The sequence below is a fragment of the Variovorax beijingensis genome, assembly GCF_007828835.1.
Lineage (GTDB): Bacteria > Pseudomonadota > Gammaproteobacteria > Burkholderiales > Burkholderiaceae_C > Variovorax > Variovorax beijingensis_A.
Genome location: NZ_VIVL01000006.1, coordinates 71,132 through 87,378 on the forward strand (window position 1 = coordinate 71,132; position 16,247 = coordinate 87,378).

At 67.2% G+C, this 16,247-nt stretch carries 17 protein-coding genes and 1 pseudogene; 15 read left to right on the plus strand and 3 right to left on the minus strand.

The window, feature by feature from the left end:
- Nucleotides 1-102 precede the first annotated feature (102 nt).
- A complete protein-coding gene (locus tag FB547_RS18390) occupies nucleotides 103-1,047 on the plus strand; it encodes a LysR family transcriptional regulator (protein ID WP_145744694.1) in 945 nt (314 codons plus the stop codon).
- A 36-nt stretch (nucleotides 1,048-1,083) separates the two neighbouring features.
- Here FB547_RS18390 and FB547_RS18395 read toward each other — a convergent pair whose 3' ends face one another.
- The gene (locus tag FB547_RS18395; protein WP_145744696.1) at nucleotides 1,084-1,995 is read right to left on the minus strand and encodes a LysR family transcriptional regulator; all 912 of its coding nucleotides are present in this window, start codon (nucleotides 1,993-1,995) and stop codon (nucleotides 1,084-1,086) included.
- 114 nt (nucleotides 1,996-2,109) lie between these two features.
- On the opposite strand from FB547_RS18395, the gene FB547_RS18400 reads away from it, so the two are divergent.
- The 6 genes from FB547_RS18400 (at nucleotide 2,110) to FB547_RS18425 (ending at nucleotide 7,033) form a co-directional block, all read left to right on the plus strand.
- The gene (locus FB547_RS18400; RefSeq protein ID WP_145744698.1) at nucleotides 2,110-3,285 is read left to right on the plus strand and encodes a CaiB/BaiF CoA transferase family protein; all 1,176 of its coding nucleotides are present in this window, start codon (nucleotides 2,110-2,112) and stop codon (nucleotides 3,283-3,285) included.
- Nucleotides 3,282-4,265: a hydroxymethylglutaryl-CoA lyase gene (locus FB547_RS18405; RefSeq protein WP_145744700.1), complete on the plus strand. Its 984-nt coding sequence runs from the start codon at nucleotides 3,282-3,284 to the stop codon at nucleotides 4,263-4,265. The genes FB547_RS18400 and FB547_RS18405 overlap by 4 nt, the downstream gene beginning before the upstream one ends.
- The gene (locus FB547_RS18410) at nucleotides 4,262-4,642 is read left to right on the plus strand and encodes a VOC family protein (RefSeq protein ID WP_145744702.1); all 381 of its coding nucleotides are present in this window, start codon (nucleotides 4,262-4,264) and stop codon (nucleotides 4,640-4,642) included. The genes FB547_RS18405 and FB547_RS18410 overlap by 4 nt, the downstream gene beginning before the upstream one ends.
- A gap of 48 nt (nucleotides 4,643-4,690) precedes the next feature.
- Nucleotides 4,691-5,662, plus strand: a complete 972-nt coding sequence (locus tag FB547_RS18415) for a Bug family tripartite tricarboxylate transporter substrate binding protein (protein ID WP_145744704.1) — start codon at nucleotides 4,691-4,693, stop codon at nucleotides 5,660-5,662.
- A 100-nt stretch (nucleotides 5,663-5,762) separates the two neighbouring features.
- A complete protein-coding gene (locus FB547_RS18420) occupies nucleotides 5,763-6,800 on the plus strand; it encodes a hypothetical protein (protein ID WP_145744706.1) in 1,038 nt (345 codons plus the stop codon).
- Nucleotides 6,797-7,033 (plus strand): hypothetical protein, encoded by a 237-nt coding sequence (locus FB547_RS18425; protein WP_145744707.1) that lies wholly within the window; start codon nucleotides 6,797-6,799, stop codon nucleotides 7,031-7,033. The genes FB547_RS18420 and FB547_RS18425 overlap by 4 nt, the downstream gene beginning before the upstream one ends.
- 9 nt (nucleotides 7,034-7,042) lie before the next feature.
- On the opposite strand, the gene FB547_RS18430 is transcribed toward FB547_RS18425, so the two are convergent.
- Entirely contained in the window at nucleotides 7,043-7,609 is a 567-nt protein-coding gene (locus FB547_RS18430) for a LuxR C-terminal-related transcriptional regulator (protein WP_021007927.1), read from the minus strand.
- A gap of 103 nt (nucleotides 7,610-7,712) precedes the next feature.
- On the opposite strand from FB547_RS18430, the gene FB547_RS18435 reads away from it, so the two are divergent.
- The 4 genes and pseudogenes from FB547_RS18435 to FB547_RS18450 all read left to right on the plus strand — a co-directional run bounded on the left by FB547_RS18435 (nucleotide 7,713) and on the right by FB547_RS18450 (nucleotide 10,983).
- The gene (locus FB547_RS18435) at nucleotides 7,713-8,516 is read left to right on the plus strand and encodes a CoA transferase subunit A (RefSeq protein ID WP_145744709.1); all 804 of its coding nucleotides are present in this window, start codon (nucleotides 7,713-7,715) and stop codon (nucleotides 8,514-8,516) included.
- 1 nt (nucleotide 8,517) lies between these two features.
- A complete protein-coding gene (locus FB547_RS18440) occupies nucleotides 8,518-9,156 on the plus strand; it encodes a 3-oxoacid CoA-transferase subunit B (protein ID WP_145744711.1) in 639 nt (212 codons plus the stop codon).
- Nucleotides 9,157-9,237: 81 nt separating this feature from the next.
- Nucleotides 9,238-10,622 (plus strand): annotated as a pseudogene (locus tag FB547_RS18445) (CoA transferase).
- A 28-nt stretch (nucleotides 10,623-10,650) separates the two neighbouring features.
- Nucleotides 10,651-10,983 (plus strand): hypothetical protein, encoded by a 333-nt coding sequence (locus FB547_RS18450; protein ID WP_145744713.1) that lies wholly within the window; start codon nucleotides 10,651-10,653, stop codon nucleotides 10,981-10,983.
- 10 nt (nucleotides 10,984-10,993) lie between these two features.
- Here the strand turns inward: FB547_RS18450 and FB547_RS18455 are convergent, their stop codons facing one another.
- A complete protein-coding gene (locus tag FB547_RS18455; protein WP_145744715.1) occupies nucleotides 10,994-11,890 on the minus strand; it encodes a LysR family transcriptional regulator in 897 nt (298 codons plus the stop codon).
- A gap of 139 nt (nucleotides 11,891-12,029) precedes the next feature.
- Between FB547_RS18455 and FB547_RS18460 the strand changes: the two genes are divergently transcribed.
- Genes FB547_RS18460 through FB547_RS18475 form a run of 4 tightly spaced genes read left to right on the plus strand, consistent with a single transcriptional unit; the run spans nucleotide 12,030 to nucleotide 16,237 of the window.
- Nucleotides 12,030-13,553 carry a CoA-acylating methylmalonate-semialdehyde dehydrogenase gene (locus FB547_RS18460; protein ID WP_145744716.1) on the plus strand — a complete coding sequence of 508 codons (1,524 nt, stop codon included), beginning with the start codon at nucleotides 12,030-12,032 and terminating at the stop codon, nucleotides 13,551-13,553.
- 32 nt (nucleotides 13,554-13,585) lie between these two features.
- On the plus strand, nucleotides 13,586-13,942 hold the full coding sequence (locus FB547_RS18465; protein WP_261380333.1) for a lysozyme inhibitor LprI family protein: 357 nt from the start codon (nucleotides 13,586-13,588) through the stop codon (nucleotides 13,940-13,942).
- Nucleotides 13,939-15,093, plus strand: a complete 1,155-nt coding sequence (locus tag FB547_RS18470) for an acyl-CoA dehydrogenase family protein (protein ID WP_145744720.1) — start codon at nucleotides 13,939-13,941, stop codon at nucleotides 15,091-15,093. Before FB547_RS18465 ends, FB547_RS18470 begins: the two co-directional genes overlap by 4 nt.
- Nucleotides 15,094-15,121: 28 nt before the next feature.
- On the plus strand, nucleotides 15,122-16,237 hold the full coding sequence (locus FB547_RS18475; protein WP_145744722.1) for an enoyl-CoA hydratase/isomerase family protein: 1,116 nt from the start codon (nucleotides 15,122-15,124) through the stop codon (nucleotides 16,235-16,237).
- Nucleotides 16,238-16,247: the final 10 nt, after the last annotated feature.

Below are 16,247 nucleotides of genomic sequence, written 5' to 3' on the forward strand. Positions count from 1 at the left end.
GAGGGTCCCAGGTCAAGTGATTGCGCCAGTCTAGAAAGGGGAAGGGCGCCTGCCTAGACGCTGGAGTTGAACTGTTTGTTCGCTATAGTGAACAATCCCACCATGGATCTGCAAAAAGCCGAATCGCTCTGGATGCACCTGCACTGGCTGATCGTGCTCGGCCAGCAGGGCAGCTATACCGCCGCCGCGGCGCGCCTGGGCGTGAGCAAGGCCGCCATGAGCCAGCGCATCGCCGAGCTGGAGCGCGCCGTGGGCGTCACCCTGGTGCGCCGCACCACCCGCAGCATGCGGCTGACCGAGGCCGGACAGCAGCTGGTCGACCAGACGCGCGAGCCCTTCGAGCAGATCGCCCACAGCTTCCTGCAGGCGCAGGACCATGCGGGCGAACCGCGCGGCCTGGTGCGGGTCACCGCGCCGGTGGCGCTGGGGCGGCAGCAGCTGCTGCCCAGGCTCGCCGATTTTCTGCTGGCGCATCCGTCGATCCGCATCGAGATGGAGCTTTCCGACCGGCTGAGTTCGCTGGCCACGGAAGGCTTCGACCTCGCGGTGCGGCATGCCGCATCGCCGCCCGACACGCACGTGGCCTGGCGCCTGTGCGACACGCGCTCGGTGCTGGTGGCCAGCCGGGCCTACCTGCGCCGCCGCGGCACCCCGCTGGCGCCGCCCATGCTGACCGAGCACGACTGCCTGCACTATCCGCGCGGGCAGGAAACCAACGTGTGGTCGTTCGAGCGGCGCGGCGGCCGCGCGCGCCAGGCCGAGCGCGTGACCGTGCCCATTGCCGGTCCGCTGGCGGCCAACAACAGCGAGGCGCTGCGCGACGCGGCCCAGGCGGGGCTGGGCATTGCGCTCTTGCCCGACTTCAGCGCGCAGTCGGGCCTGCAGGCGGGCAAGCTGGTCGAGGTGCTCCCCGACTGGCAGCCCACGGGCGCCTTTGCCGACCAGATCTACGCCATACGGCCTTATTCGCTGCACATTCCGCGCGCGGTCAACCTGTTCGTGAGCCATCTGCGCGAGACGCTCAAGGCGGGGTTCGAGCTGCCTTAGGGCTGATGCTTCAAGGAGACCGTTCCGGTCTCGTTTTCAGTTGGACGACGCCATCAACTGCCCCACCAGCAGCTGCGCCGCCGGCGACAAGGTCTCGCCCGTCTTGGTCGCCATCAGCAGACGGCGCACGGCCCAGGCGTCGCTGAGCCGAACCACCTTGAGGCCGAGTGCGTTCACCTGCGCCTTGCAGGCCGCGAGCGGCACCACGCCGATGCCGAGGTTGGCCGCGATCATGTGGCACATCGCATCGAAGCTGCGCACCTGCACGCGCAGTCGCATCGGAATGCCGGCCTGCTCGGCCGCGCGCGAAGTGAGTTCGAGCAGCGAGCTGCTGCGGTTCAGGCCCACGAACTCATGCGCGAGGCAGGTCTTGAAATCGGTCCGGCGGGTGCGTGCGAGCGGATGCTGCCGGGCGCACAGCACCACCAGCTCGTCGGTCTGGAACGGCGCCACGTCGAGCCCGTAGGCTGGCGTGTTCTCGGCGAACACGCCCACGTCGGCCAGGCCGTCGACCAGCGCGCGCACGATGTCGCCGCTCAGCTGTTCCTCGACCTCGACGCGGATGTCCGGGTGCTGGCCCAGGAAGGCGGCGAGCGTGGCCGGCAGGAACTCGGTGAGCGCCGACATGTTGGCCCACAGCCGCACATGGCCGCGCACCCCGCTCGAGTAGTCGCCGAGCTCGTTGCTGAACTGCTCGAAGCCCTGGAACAGCCGCATTGCATGCTGCATGGCCACGTGGCCGGCCGGGGTCAGCGCGATGCCTTGCGAGCTGCGCTCCAGCAGCTTCGATCCCGTGGCCGCCTCGAAGTCCGAAAGCCGCCGGCTGGCGGCCGAGAGCGCCAGGTGGCAGGCTTCCGCGCCCTTGGTGATGCTGCCCGACTGGGCCACGGCGCAGAACAGGCGCAGCGTGACGAAGTCGACGCGGGCGGGGTTGATGGGAACGGCCATCCGTTCATTCTAGAAAGCCTTCGCATTTTGCGAAGGCCTCCTGCCATCAAAGCAATTCCGCTCGCCGCGATCTGTTCCTAGAGTTGGGGCAACCAACCAGGAGACAGACGCAAGATGAATGCACTCGAAGGCCTCAAGGTGCTGGAGCTCGGCCAGCTCATCGCCGGCCCGTTCGCGGGCAAGACGCTCGCGGAATTCGGCGCCGACGTGATCAAGGTCGAGCCGGCCGGCGTCGGCGATCCGCTGCGCAAGTGGCGGCTGCTGCGCGAAGGCACTTCGGTGTGGTGGGAGGTGCAGTCGCGCAACAAGCGCTCGGTGTGCCTCGACCTGCGCAGCGCCGAAGGCCAGCAGGCCGTGCGCGCGCTGGCGCTGGAGGCCGACGTGCTGATCGAGAACTTCAAGCCCGGCACGCTCGAAGGCTGGGGCCTGGGCTGGGAGCAGCTGCATGCGCTCAACCCGCGGCTCATCATGCTGCGCATCTCGGGCTACGGGCAGACCGGGCCGTACCGCGACAAGCCGGGCTTCGGCGTGCTCGGCGAATCGATGGGCGGGCTGCGCTACCTGAGCGGCGAGCCGGGCCGGGTGCCGGTGCGCGTGGGCGTCTCGCTCGGCGACACGCTGGCGGCGCTGCATGGCGTGATCGGCGTGCTCACGGCGCTGCACCATCGCACGGTCCATGGCGGCGAGGGGCAATTCATCGACGTGGCGCTCTACGAGTCGGTCTTCAACGTGATGGAAAGCCTGCTGCCCGAATACGACGCGTTCGGCGCGGTGCGCGAGCGCGCCGGCAGCGCCCTGCCGGGCATTGCGCCGACCAATGCCTACAAGTGCAATGACGGCCACTACGTGCTGGTGGCGGGCAACGGCGACAGCATCTTCAGGCGGCTGATGCGCGCCATCGGCCGCGCGGACCTGGAGAACGATCCGCAGCTCGTGCACAACGATGGCCGCGTGCAGCGGGTGGAAGAGATCGATGCCGCCATCGAGGCCTGGACGCTGCAGCGCAGCCGCGACGAGGTGCTCGCGGTGCTCGATGCGGCCGGCGTGCCGGTCGGGCGCATCTACACGGTGGCCGACATCGCCACCGATCCGCAGTACCTGGCGCGCCAGATGATCGTCGAGACGGCCACCGCCGACGGCGAAATGCTCAAGGTGCCGGGCGTGGTGCCCAAGCTCAGCGCCACGCCGGGGCGCATCGCGCATCCCGCGCCGCGGCTCGGCGAACACACCGATGAGCTGCAAGGCGCGGGCTGGCCGGCGCGCCGCACCGAAGAAAGCGAGGCCGTATGAAAGAAGGCAAGGGCAAGCGGCTCTTCATCAACGAAGTGGCCACGCGCGACGGCTTCCAGATGGAGGGCCGCTTCATTCCCACCGACGACAAGATCGCGCTCATCGATCGGCTGGGCACGCTGGGCTACGCCAAGATCGAGGTGACTTCGTTCACCTCCGCCAAGGCGATTCCGGCGCTGCGCGATGGCGAGGAAGTGATGCAGCGCATCGTGCGCCGGCCGGGCGTGGTCTATACCGCGCTGGTGCCGAACCTGCGCGGGGCCGAGCGCGCTCTGGAGAGCCGCATCGGCGAATTCAACATCGTCATGTCGGTCAGCGAGACCCACAACCTCAGCAACCTGCGCATGACGCGCGAGCAGTCGTTCGCGCAGCTGGCCGAGGTCATCGCGCTGGCCAGGCGGGCCGGCGTGCCGGTGAACGTGTCGCTCTCCTGCGTCTTCGGCTGCCCGATGGAAGGCGAGGTGCCGATGGCTGCGGTGCTGGAATGGATCGACCGCTTCGCGGCGCTGCAGGTGCAGGGCATCACGCTGTGCGACACCACGGGCATGGCTTTTCCCACGCAGGTGCAGGCCGTCTGCGAGGCCGCGATGGCGCGGCATCCCGGCCTGCAGTGGACGGCGCACTTTCACAACACGCGCGGCATGGGGCTCGCGAACACGGTGGCGGCAGTCGAGGCGGGCATCGAGCGGCTCGACATGTCGCTGGGCGGCATCGGCGGCTGCCCCTATGCACCCGGCGCCACCGGCAACGTCGCCACCGAGGACGTGGTGCACATGCTGCAATGCATGGGCTACGACACCGGCATGGATCTGGACGGCCTGATCGATGCCGCCTCGGAACTCGAAGCGCTGGTGCAGCACGAATTGCCGAGCCAGGTTTCCCGCGCCGGCCACCGGCTCACGCGGCATGCGCCGCCGGCGGATTTCAACGACATCGCGGCGCGCGCGCATGCGCGCCGGGCCAAGGAGCTGCACGCATGATCGACCATCTGGACCACCTGGTGCTCACCACCGCTCACGAGGAGGCCTGTACCCGCTTCTATGTCGACGTGATGGGCATGGCGCTGGAGACTTTCGGCGCGAACCGCAAGGCCTTCCGCTTCGGCAACCAGAAGATCAACCTGCATGTGAAGGGCCATGAGTTCGAGCCCAAGGCGCAGGTGCCGACGCCGGGCTCGCTGGACCTGTGCTTCATCGCGAGCGTGCCGCTCGAGGACGTGATCGCGCGGCTGAAGAACAATGGCGTTCCGATCCTCGAAGGCCCGGTGATGCGGACCGGCGCCACCTCGCGCATCCGATCGGTCTACGTGCGCGATCCCGACCTGAATCTCATCGAGATATCCGAGCTGGCGCCCTGACGCGCCGGCTTCGAATGCAACCCTAAAAACACCGGAGACAGACAAACCATGAAATCCACCCATCGCCTTCTGATGGCCGCAGGCCTCGTGCTGGCGGCCAGCGCGGCCAGTGCCGACACCTGGCCCTCGAAACCGATCACCTTCATCGTGCCCACCGCGCCTGCCGGGTCCACCGACATCATGGCGCGTATGGTGGCCGACCCGCTGCAGCGCGCGCTGGGCCAGCCCATCGTGGTCGACAACAGGCCCGGCGCCAGCGGCAACATCGGCACCGAGGCGGTGGCGCGCGCCGCGCCCGACGGCTACACGCTGCTGATGCAGTACTCGGGCTACCACGTCGGCAACCCCGCGCTCTTTCCGCAGATCAAGTGGAGCCCCACCAAGGACTTCGTGCCGGTGGCGCTGGTGATGCGCGCGCCGCACGTGGTCGCGGTGAGCGGCAAGCTGCCCGTGAACTCGATGAAGGAGCTGATCGATTACGGCAAGAAGAAGAAGGAGGGCGGCCTGTTCTACGCCTCGTCGGGCAACGGCTCCATCCAGCACATCGCGGGCGAGCTGCTGTCGCGTCAGGCCAGGCAGCCGATGACGCACGTGCCCTACAAGGGCTCGGGCCCGGCCATCAACGACCTGATCGCGGGCAACGTCGACATGTTCATCACCACGCCGCCCTCGGTCATCGGCCATTTCGCGGGCGGGCGCATCAAGCCGCTGGCGTACACCGGCAGCAAGCGCCATCCGTCGATGCCCGATGTGCCGACCTCGGCCGAGGCGGGGTTGCCGGGCTACGAGGTGGAGTCGTGGTTCGCGGTGTTCGCACCGGCCAGGACGCCGCCCGAGGTCGTCAACAAGCTCAGTGCGGAGATCAAGAAGATCGTCGAGAGCGAGCCGTTCCGCAAGAAAGTGGACGAGCAGGGTGCCTTCGCCACCTACATGGACCCGGCGGCGCTGGGCAAGTTCGTCGACCAGGAACTGGCGGCCTGGGCGAAGGTGATCAAGGCGGCGGACATCAAGCCGGATTGAGGGGCTCGACGGCGCAGCGTTCGCTTGCCGCGCCGGACTTTTTTGGAGGGGCGCGAGACTGAACGGCCCATCGCGGCTCGGCGAACTATCGGCAACCCGCATGCACACTGGTTTTTCGCTTACGCACCTCGAGAAAGTGCGCAAAAAGGCCTGGGCAGGCATGCCTCACGCTGGTAGCCTCGGGCGAAAAGGCAATCAACCAAATGATTGCTTTCCTGGTGCGTGGAAGGGGGAATTTGTGGCTGAAGTACTGGAAATGTCAGTGACGGACCGGGTCGGCGAAGCCATGCGGCGGGCCCTGCCTCTTTTGCCAAACGAAGCTCGGTCGATCGTCATGGCGATGTTGCAGCCCCAGGCGCTTGCGATCATCGCAGGAACGCTGATCGTGTGGGCTGGCTCGCACTTCTTCGGAGTGGGTGAAATCGTCGACATCATCCTGCTTGTGGTGGGTTTCGCTGCACTCGGCATGTCGGTATTTTCAGGAGCCAGTGAGCTCACCGATTTTGTGCAAAAGGCAGTAGATGGACGGTCGGATGCGGATCTCGATCAGGCTGCCGAGCACTTCGCAAAGGCGATTTCCTTGCTTGGAATTTCGACGATTCAGGCTCTGCTGATGCGCGGTGCCGCCCGTACAGTAATAGAGCGTGGTGTACCGAAAGTCGAGCCTTTGCCCAACGTTGGGACACCTCCTCCCGCAGGGAATGCGCTGCGGCTCAGTCGGCCCGAGTCGCTGCCGAGCGGGATCGCTGGCTCCACCAGTTTGTTCGGCGACGTCAGCATTGCGCGCAGCCAGAGCCTCACCGAGCAGCGGATCACGCTTTTCCATGAGTTGGTTCATCGCTATTTTTCGCCGCGGACCGGTCCGTTGCGCCAACTGCGTGCGGAACTACGCTGGTCTGCGTATTCACGATCTTCGCTACTGCGTTACCTCGAGGAAGCGTTGGCGGAAGGTTACGGACAGCTGAAGGTGCATGGCTTGGCTCAGGCATTTGGCGCGTACCGCTTTCCAATCCAAAACGGGTACGTCACGGTATCTCAACTCGCGGTGGAAGGCATGTACATCGGCCGAATTCTTATCGGTGGCTCCAGTTTCTGGGTTGGTGTGAGTGGCGGCCAGATCCCAAATCACAGACCATGATTGACGAGCAAACCGCACTGGCGATCGCCAGAGCTGAGGCACAGGCGCTGGGTTGGGCCTTTGGCGAACCCGTTGAAGCTGTGTTGAGACGGCGCCGATCCTGGTTCGGCAAGCTCGAGGACCGTGGGCAGTGGAAGATTCGCACCAATGCCATGGCCCTAGGAACTTGCGCATGGTTTGTCATTGACGCGAGCGATGGACGGATCCTTGAAAAGGGCTATGTTCCCCGTTGAAGAGTTTTTCTATCCCGCAATGAGTTTCTGCACCAGCTCCGCCGTGGTCGCTGCCGCGTACTTGCGCATCAGCCGCGCCCGGTGCAGTTCCACCGTGCGATGGCTGATGCCCAGCGCCTTGCCGATCTCCTTCGAGGTCAGCCCGCGCATCACCTGTGCCGCCACCTCGCGCTCGCGCGGCGTGAGCTCGGCCTTGACCGCGCGGCGCGATCCCAGGTCCTCGAAGGTCCAGATGCCGGCCTCGTGCGGCGCGGCGCGGTTCATGGCGTGGCCCGTGACGTGGCACCAGAAGGTCTCGCCGGCGATGGCGCCGTGCAGGCCGCCCAGGCGCTTCATCATGCGGTTGTCGGCATAGCGGCCGCTGGCGTTCAGGAACGGTTCCATGCGCTTGCCGATGCGCTCGAACTCGGCCACGCTCGGGTACAGGATGCTGAACGAATGCCCGACCAGGGCGGAGGGCGTTGCACCGAAAATCTCGCACACCCGCTCGTTGCAGGCCACGATGGTGCGGTTGCTCGACACCACCATGCCGACGGGCGCATGTTCAAAAGCCAGCCGGTAGTCGATCTCGGGCATCGGGGGTCACCATTACGAAATACTACGTATGCGACTACGTAGTATCGTTCAAGGCTTGCAAAAGGCTTTACGCCAACTCTCCACCATCCATCAAGGAGCCCGAGTGAACAAGATTTATCCCTCCGCAGACGCGGCACTCAAGGGGGTCGTGGCCGACGGGCAGACGCTCGCGGTCGGCGGCTTCGGCCTGTGCGGCATTCCCGAGGCGCTGATCGACGCGCTGCACGACTCGGGCGTCAAGGATCTCACCTGCATCTCCAACAACGCGGGTGTCGACGGCTTCGGCCTCGGCAAGCTGCTCGAGACGCGCCAGATCAAGAAGATGATCGCGTCCTACGTGGGCGAGAACAAGGAGTTCGAGCGCCAGTACCTCGCGGGCGAACTGCAGCTCGAATTCACGCCCCAGGGCACGCTGGCCGAGAAGCTGCGCGCCGGCGGCGCGGGCATTCCGGCCTTCTTCACCAAGACCGGCGTCGGCACGCAGGTGGCCGAAGGCAAGGAACTGCGCGAGTTCGACGGCGAAACCTACGTCATGGAGCGCTCGCTGGTGCCCGATGTGGCGCTGGTCAAGGCCGACGTGGCCGACAAGTCGGGCAACCTGCGCTTCCGACTCACGGCGCGCAACTTCAACCCAGCCGCCGCCATGGCCGGCAAGATCTGCATCGTCGAGGTCGAGAAGATCGTCGAGGTGGGCGAACTGGCCCCTGACGACATCCACCTGCCCGGCATCTACGTGCATCGCATCGTGCTCAACGCCAAGCCCGAGAAGCGCATCGAGAAGCGCACCGTGAGCGCCGCCGCGCCGGCCGACGCCGCGGCCGCCAAGGTCGAAGCCCAGGCCGCCATTGCGCAGGCCGCCGCCGGCAGCGAAGTGCCTGCCCCCGTCAAGAACAACAAAGGAGCCTGAGATGCCCTGGACCCAAGACCAAATGGCCGCGCGTGCGGCGCAAGAACTCGAAGACGGCTTCTACGTGAACCTGGGCATCGGCATTCCCACGCTGGTGGCCAACTTCGTCGGCGACAAGGAAGTGTGGCTGCAGAGCGAGAACGGCATGCTCGGCATCGGCCCGTTCCCGACCGAAGACCAGGTCGACGCCGACCTGATCAACGCCGGCAAGCAGACCGTGACCACCATCCCCGGCTCGGCCATCTTCGGCAGCCATGACAGCTTCGCGATGATTCGCGGCGGCAAGATCAACCTGTCGATTCTCGGCGCCATGCAGGTCAGCGTGAAGGGCGACCTCGCCAACTGGATGATCCCGGGCAAGATGGTCAAGGGCATGGGCGGCGCCATGGACCTGGTGGCCGGCGTGAAGCGCGTGATCGTGCTGATGGAGCACGTCGCCAGGAAGAAGGACGGCACCGAGGACCTCAAGATCCTCGAGAAGTGCACGCTGCCATTGACCGGTGTGGGCGTGGTCGACCGCATCATCACCGACCTGGCCGTGATGGACGTGGTGCCCGAAGGCCTCAAGGTGGTCGAGCTCGCGCCGGGCGTGAGCTTCGACGCGCTGCAGGCCAAGACCGGCGCCAAGCTGATCCAGTAGGGCGGCGGCGCAACGGCGACGAAGGGCAGGGCCGCGAGAGCGGGCCCTGCCTTTTTGCTTTGGACGTTCTGGAGAAATGAAATGAATGCGAGCGACGCCCTGGACAGCATCTGGCAGCGGGCGGGCCTGCCGCCCGAGGCCTTGCAACAAGCGCGGCTCACGGGCGAAGACCCGGTGCTGCCGTCGTCCTTCGCGGTGGGTGCGGCCGCGCAGAGCAGCATTGCGGCTGCGGCGCTCGCGGCCTGCGAACTGGGCCACTTGCGCGGCGCCGGGCGGCAGGAAGTGGCCGTCGACATGCGCCACGCGGCGCTCGACTGCACCGGCTGGTTCAGCCTCGACGGCCGCGTGCCCGAGCTGTGGGACAGCTTCTCCGGGCTGTACCGCTGCGCCGACGGCTGGGTGCGCATCCACGCGAACTTCGCACACCATCGCGACGGCGCGCTGCGGCTGATGAAGCTGGATCCGGCCACCGCCACGCGCGCCGAGGCCGAGGCGGCCATGGCGACGTGGCGCGCGCTCGACTTCGAAGACGCCGCCGCCGCGCAAGGCCTGGTGGCGACCGCGCTGCGCCGCTTCGACGAATGGGACGCAACGCCGCAGGGCCGGGCCATTGCGGCACAGCCGCTCTTCACGATCGAGCGCATCGGCGATGCACCGCCGCGCGTGCTGCCGCCGCTGCGCGAAGACCAGCGGCCGCTCGAGGGCTGCGCTCGCTCGACCTGACGCGCATCCTCGCGGGCCCCGTGGGAGGCCGCGCGCTGGCGGCCTATGGCGCCGACGTGATGCTCGTCAATTCGCCGCACCTGCCCAACATCGAATCGATCGCCGACACCAGCCGCGGCAAGCTGTCGGCGCACGTGGACCTGCGCACCGAGGCGGGCCGCGCCGTGCTGCGGCAGCTCGCCGCGCAGGCCCATGTCTTCGTGCAGGGCTACCGGCCCGGCGGCATCGCGGCACTGGGCTTCGGGCCGACGGAACTCGCGCGGCTCGCGCCCGGCATCGTGTGCGTGTCGCTCACGGCCTATGGCACGCAAGGCCCGTGGGCGCATCGCCGCGGCTTCGATTCGCTGGTGCAGACCGCCATGGGTTTCAACCACGCCGAAGGCGAAGCGGCCGGCGACGGCAAGCCGAAGCCGCTGCCGATGCAGATCCTCGACGAGGCCACGGGCTACCTCATCGCCTTCGGCGCGGCCGCGGCGCTCTGGCGGCAGCAGCAGGAGGGCGGCAGCTGGCATGTGCAGGTGTCGCTGGCGCAGACGGGGCAATGGCTGCGCGGGCTCGGTCGCGTGGCTGGCGGCCTGTCGATCGCCCGGCCCGACCTGAAGCCCTATCTGGAGACCTCGGCCTCAGGCTTCGGCGAACTGACCGCGCTGCGCCACGGCGCGCAGCTGTCGCGCACGCCGGCCACATGGCCGCGTCCGTCGATGCCGCCGGGCAGCCATGCGCCGGCCTGGCCGACGTCCTAGCGGCCCCGGGCAATGAGAAACTTGGCGCATGCAGACGACGAACAGATACGAAGGAAGGCCGTTGCTGCGGCTGGTGGATTGCCTGGTGCTGGACGCCATCGACCAGCTCGACGACGCCAAGCGCGCCAAGCTCGAAGCGCTGGAGCCCACGCTCGCCCAGACCTTCAATGCGAGCGGTACCTGGCAGGAGATGGTCGGCACCCAGATGGGCTTTGCCGATGACGTGCAGGACCAGATCCGGCAGTTCTGGCGCAGCTACCTCGACCGGGCAGAGGAGCAGCAGCTGCGCGCGGACCCGCAGGAGTTCGTGATCGAGTTCGTGGCGCTGAACTTTCCGGACCTCGCGCCGCCGCGGCGCTGATTCTTCGGCGTCATGCGGGCGCGGGCAGCAGCAGTTGCCGCTGTGCCTGCACCGTCTCGCGCAGGAACTCCCACACCGCCTGCATCCGCACCAGGTGCTTGGTCTCCGCCGGCATCGACATCCAGAACGTGCGCGTGAAGTTCGCCTGCCCCGGCAGCACGGGCTTGAGCGCGCCGTCGTTCTCCGCGATGAAGGCCGGCAGCACCGCGATGCCCGCGCCCGCCAGCACCGCGCGGTGCTGCGCGAGCACGCTGGTGCTGCGCAGCGCGAAGGCATCGGGGCGGTGCAGTTCGTCCAGGTACTGCAGCTCCTTGCTGAAGAGCAGGTCGTCCACGTAGCTGATGAAGGTGTGGCCGCGCAAGTCTTCGCGTGTCTTGATGGGCTTGTGCGCGGCCAGGTACTTCTTCGACGCATAGAGCCTGAGCGTGTAGTCGGTGAGCTTGGTCACGACCACCGGTCCGCGCGCCGGCCGCTCGAGCGAGATCACGATGTCGGCCTCGCGCCGCGACAGGTGCACCAGCCGCGGCATCGCGAGCAGGTCGATGGTGAGCTTGGGATGCTGCTGCGCGAAAAGCGCCAGCTGCGGTGCCAGCACCACGGTGCCGAAGCCCTCGGTCGCGCCGATGCGGATCAACCCCGACAGCCCCTCCTGGGAGGCCGGTGCGGTGCTCTCCACCGCCTGGAACGCGCTTTCCATGGCCTCGACCTGTGGCTGCAGCTTGCGGCCCGCCTCGGTGAGCCGGTGGCCACCCGACTCGCGCGAGAAAAGCGGCGCGCCCACTTCCTTTTCGAGCGCCTGGATGCGCCGCGCCACCGTGGTGTGGTCCACCTCCAGCCGGCGCGCGGCGCTCATCAGCGTGCCCGAGCGGGCCAGTTCCAGAAAGTAGCGGAGGTTGTCCCAGTCCATGTGTTCGCGTGTTCTTGGGTGGGCTCTGCATTTTTGCAAAGCAATGGCGCATATTTGTCTATTGTCATGGCAAATCTGCAAAGCTAGGATGCGTGTTGAACCTGCATGCAGGCCCCGTATTCACAGGAGACAAAACCCCATGGACGCCACCACCACCCCCAAGACCCAGGTCGCCACCGTCAAACTGCTGATCGGCGGCAAATTCGTTGAATCCAAGACCAGCGAATGGCGCGACATCGTCAACCCGGCCACGCAGGAAGTGCTGGCCCGCGTGCCGTTTGCCACGCAGGCCGAGCTCGATGCCGCCGTGGCTTCCGCCAAGGACGCCTTCAAGACCTGGCGCAAGACGCCTATCGGCGCGCGTGCCCGCATCTTCCTGAAGTACCAGCAGCTCATTCGCGAGAACATGGGCGAGCTGGCCGCCATCCTCACCGCCGAGCAGGGCAAGACGCTGCCGGACGCCGAGGGCGACGTGTTCCGCGGCCTCGAAGTGGTGGAGCATGCCGCGAGCATCGGCAACCTGCAGCTCGGCGAGCTGGCCAACAACGTGGCCAACGGCGTCGACACCTACACGCTGCTGCAGCCGCTGGGCGTGTGCGCCGGCATCACGCCGTTCAACTTCCCGGCCATGATTCCGCTGTGGATGTTCCCGATGGCCATCGTCACCGGCAACACCTTCGTGCTGAAGCCCTCGGAGCAAGACCCGATGGTCACGATGCGCCTCGCCGAACTGGCGCTCGAGGCCGGCATTCCGCCCGGCGTGCTGAACGTGGTGCATGGCGGCGAAGCGGTGGTCAACGGCATCTGCGACCACAAGGACATCAAGGCCATCAGCTTCGTCGGCTCGACCAAGGTCGGCACGCACGTCTACAACCGCGCCACGCTGGCCGGCAAGCGCGTGCAATGCATGATGGGCGCGAAGAACCACGCCATCGTGATGCCCGACGCCAACAAGGAGCAGACGCTCAACGCACTGGCCGGCGCGAGCTTCGGCGCGGCCGGCCAGCGCTGCATGGCGGTGTCGGTGGCGGTGCTGGTGGGCGAGGCGCGCAACTGGGTGCCCGAACTCATCGAGAAGGCCAAGACGCTGAAGATCGGCGCGGGCACCGAGAAGGGCGTGGACGTGGGACCGCTGGTTTCCTGTGCAGCCTACGACCGTGTCAACCATCTCATCGAACGCGGCGTGGCCGACGGCGCCAAGCTGGAGCTCGACGGCCGCAAGCCCACGGTGCCCGGCTACGAGAAGGGCAACTTCGTGGGCCCGACGATCTTTTCGGGCGTGAAGCCCGGCATGACGATCTATGACCAGGAAGTGTTCGGGCCCGTGCTCTGCGTGGCCGATGCAGAGAACATCGACGAGGCCATCGAGCTGATCAACAGCAACCCGAACGGCAACGGCACGGCGATCTTCACGCAGTCGGGCGCCGCGGCGCGCCGCTTCCAGGAAGACATCGACGTGGGCCAGGTCGGCATCAACGTGCCGATCCCGGTGCCGGTGCCGATGTTCTCGTTCACCGGTTCGCGCGCATCGAAGCTCGGCGACCTGGGCCCGTACGGCAAGCAGGTCATCATGTTCTACACGCAGACCAAGACCGTGACGGCACGCTGGTTCGACGACAGCACCGTCTCGCACGGCGTCAACACCACGATCAGTCTCAAGTGAGCCGCGCGTTCTGCGCTGTCGCGGCATCGGCCATGCTGCTCCTGCTCGCCGCCGGCGCGCATGCGGCCGATGATGCAAACCCGCTGGACTGCAGGCCCGACGGCAACCAGCAGCAGATGAATGCCTGCGCGGTGCGCGACTTTCGCGCCGCCGACGCCGCGCTCAACATCCGCTATGGCGAGGTGATGAAGACGCTCTCGCCGCAGATGCGCGTCGCGCTGCGCACCGAGCAGCGCGCCTGGCTCAAGGGCCGCGACCCCTCTTGCAAGCGGGCCTCGAAAGCGAGTGAAGGCGGCTCCATCTGGCCGCTGGTGTTCAATTCATGCCTGGAGGAATCGACCCGGAAACGGACGGCCGAACTGGGTCACTGGAAGGGTCGCGAACAATGAACTTCGAATTGTCCGAAGAGCAGAACGCCTTTGCGCAGACCGCGCGCGATTTCGCACAGGCCGAGTTCGCACCGCATGCGGCACGGTGGGACGCCGAGGCCATCTTCCCGAAGGAAGCCATCGCCAAGGCCGGCGAGCTGGGCTTCTGCGGGCTCTATGCGCCCGAGCGCATCGGCGGCCTCGGCCTGCCGCGGCTCGACTCGGCGCTGGTGTTCGAGGAGATGGCCGCGGTCGACCCCTCGACCACGGCCTTCATCACGATCCACAACATGGCGACCTGGATGCTCGGCACCTGGGCGACCGATGCGGTGGCGCAGCAGTGGGGCGAAGAGCTCACGAGCGGGCGCAAGCTGGCTTCCTACTGCCTCACCGAGCCGGGCGCCGGGTCGGATGCGGGCTCGCTCAAGACGCGCGCCGAACTGCAGGGCGCCGAGTACGTGATCAACGGCGGCAAGGCCTTCATCTCGGGCGCCGGGTCGACCGACGTGCTGGTGCTCATGGCGCGCACGGGCGGCGCGGGCGCCAGCGGCATCTCGGCCTTTGCGGTGCCGGCCGACGCGCCGGGCGTGAGCTACGGCAAGAAGGAGCACAAGATGGGCTGGAACAGCCAGCCCACGCGCACCATCAGCTTCGACAACGTGCGCGTGCCGGCCGAGAACCTGCTGGGCAAGGAAGGCGAGGGCTTTCGCATTGCGATGAAGGGGCTCGATGGCGGGCGCATCAACATCGCGACCTGCTCGGTGGGCGCGGCGCAGGGCGCGCTCGATGCGGCGCGCCGCTACCTGCACGAGCGCCAGCAGTTCGGCCAGCCGATCGCGAGCTTCCAGGCCCTGCAGTTCAAGCTGGCCGACATGGCGACGGAACTGGTCGCCGCGCGGCAGATGGTGCGGCTCGCGGCAAGCAAGCTCGATGCGGGCCATGCCGATGCCAGCACCTACTGCGCCATGGCCAAGCGCTTTGCGACCGATGCGGGCTTCAACGTCTGCAACGACGCGCTGCAGCTGCACGGCGGCTACGGCTACCTGAGCGAGTTTCCGCTCGAGCGGCTGGTGCGCGATACCCGCGTGCACCAGATCCTCGAAGGCACCAACGAGATCATGCGCGTGATCGTTGCGCGAAAATTGCTGGAAGGGGACAGCGATATCCGCTGAAGCCCCGCATCCAGAACCTCTCAAGACAATGACCGACTCCGTAGTTCTCTTCGACGAAATCAAGACCGCCGGCGGCAAGCGCTTTGCCACCGCCACGCTCAACGCACCCGCTTCGCTCAACGCGCTGTCGGTGGACATGGTGCGCCTGCTCACGCCTCGGCTGCGCGAATGGGCGAAGGACGACGGCATCGTCGGTGTGCTGCTGCAGGCGGCCGGCGAGAAGGCCTTCTGCGCCGGCGGCGACCTGCGCCAGCTGTACCAGACGCTGCTCGAGTGCGGCCCCGCGCGCAACACCTACGCCGAAGACTTCTTCCGCGAGGAATACGAGCTCGACTACCTGATCCACACCTTTCCCAAGCCCTTCCTCTGCTGGGGCCACGGCATCGTGATGGGCGGCGGCGTCGGGCTGATGGCGGGCTGCTCGCACCGCGTGGTCACCGCGCAGAGCCGCGTTGCCATGCCCGAGATCAGCATCGGCCTGTACCCCGACGTGGGCGGCAGCTGGTTCCTGCGCCGCACGCCGGGCCGCACGGGCCTGTTCCTGGCGCTCACGGCCGCCAACCTCAATGCGGCCGACGCCATCTTCTGCGGCCTGGCCGACCTGCTGGTGCCGCATGAGCGCAAGGGCCAGGTGTTCGAAGCGATTGCCGCCGCGCACTGGCGCGGCGAGCAAAAGGCCGACCGCGCCGAGCTTTCGCGCATCCTCGCGCGCGCCGGCGAGGGCGCCGAGATGCCGCCCTCCAAGGTGCGCGAACACTACGACACCATCAACGCGCTGATGGCCGGCGACGACCTGCTCGACATCGCCGGGCGCCTGCGCAGCCTGCAGAGCGACGATGCCTGGCTGCAGTCCGCCGCCAAGACCTTCGCCAAGGGCGCACCCAGCTCTGCGGCGCTGAGCTTCGAGCTCTGGCAGCGCGTGCACCACATGTCGCTGGCCGAGGTGTTCCGGCTCGAATACTGGGCCTCGCTCGGCTTCTGCGCGCACAAGGACTTTGCCGAGGGCATCCGCGCGGTGCTGATCGACAAGGACCGCAATCCGCGCTGGAACCCCGCCGCCCTCGAAGAGATCACGTCCGCCTTCATCGAGGACCACCTGCGCCCGCGCGGCCAGATGCCCGCGGAGCTGGCCGCGCTGGCCTGAGCCTCTTTCA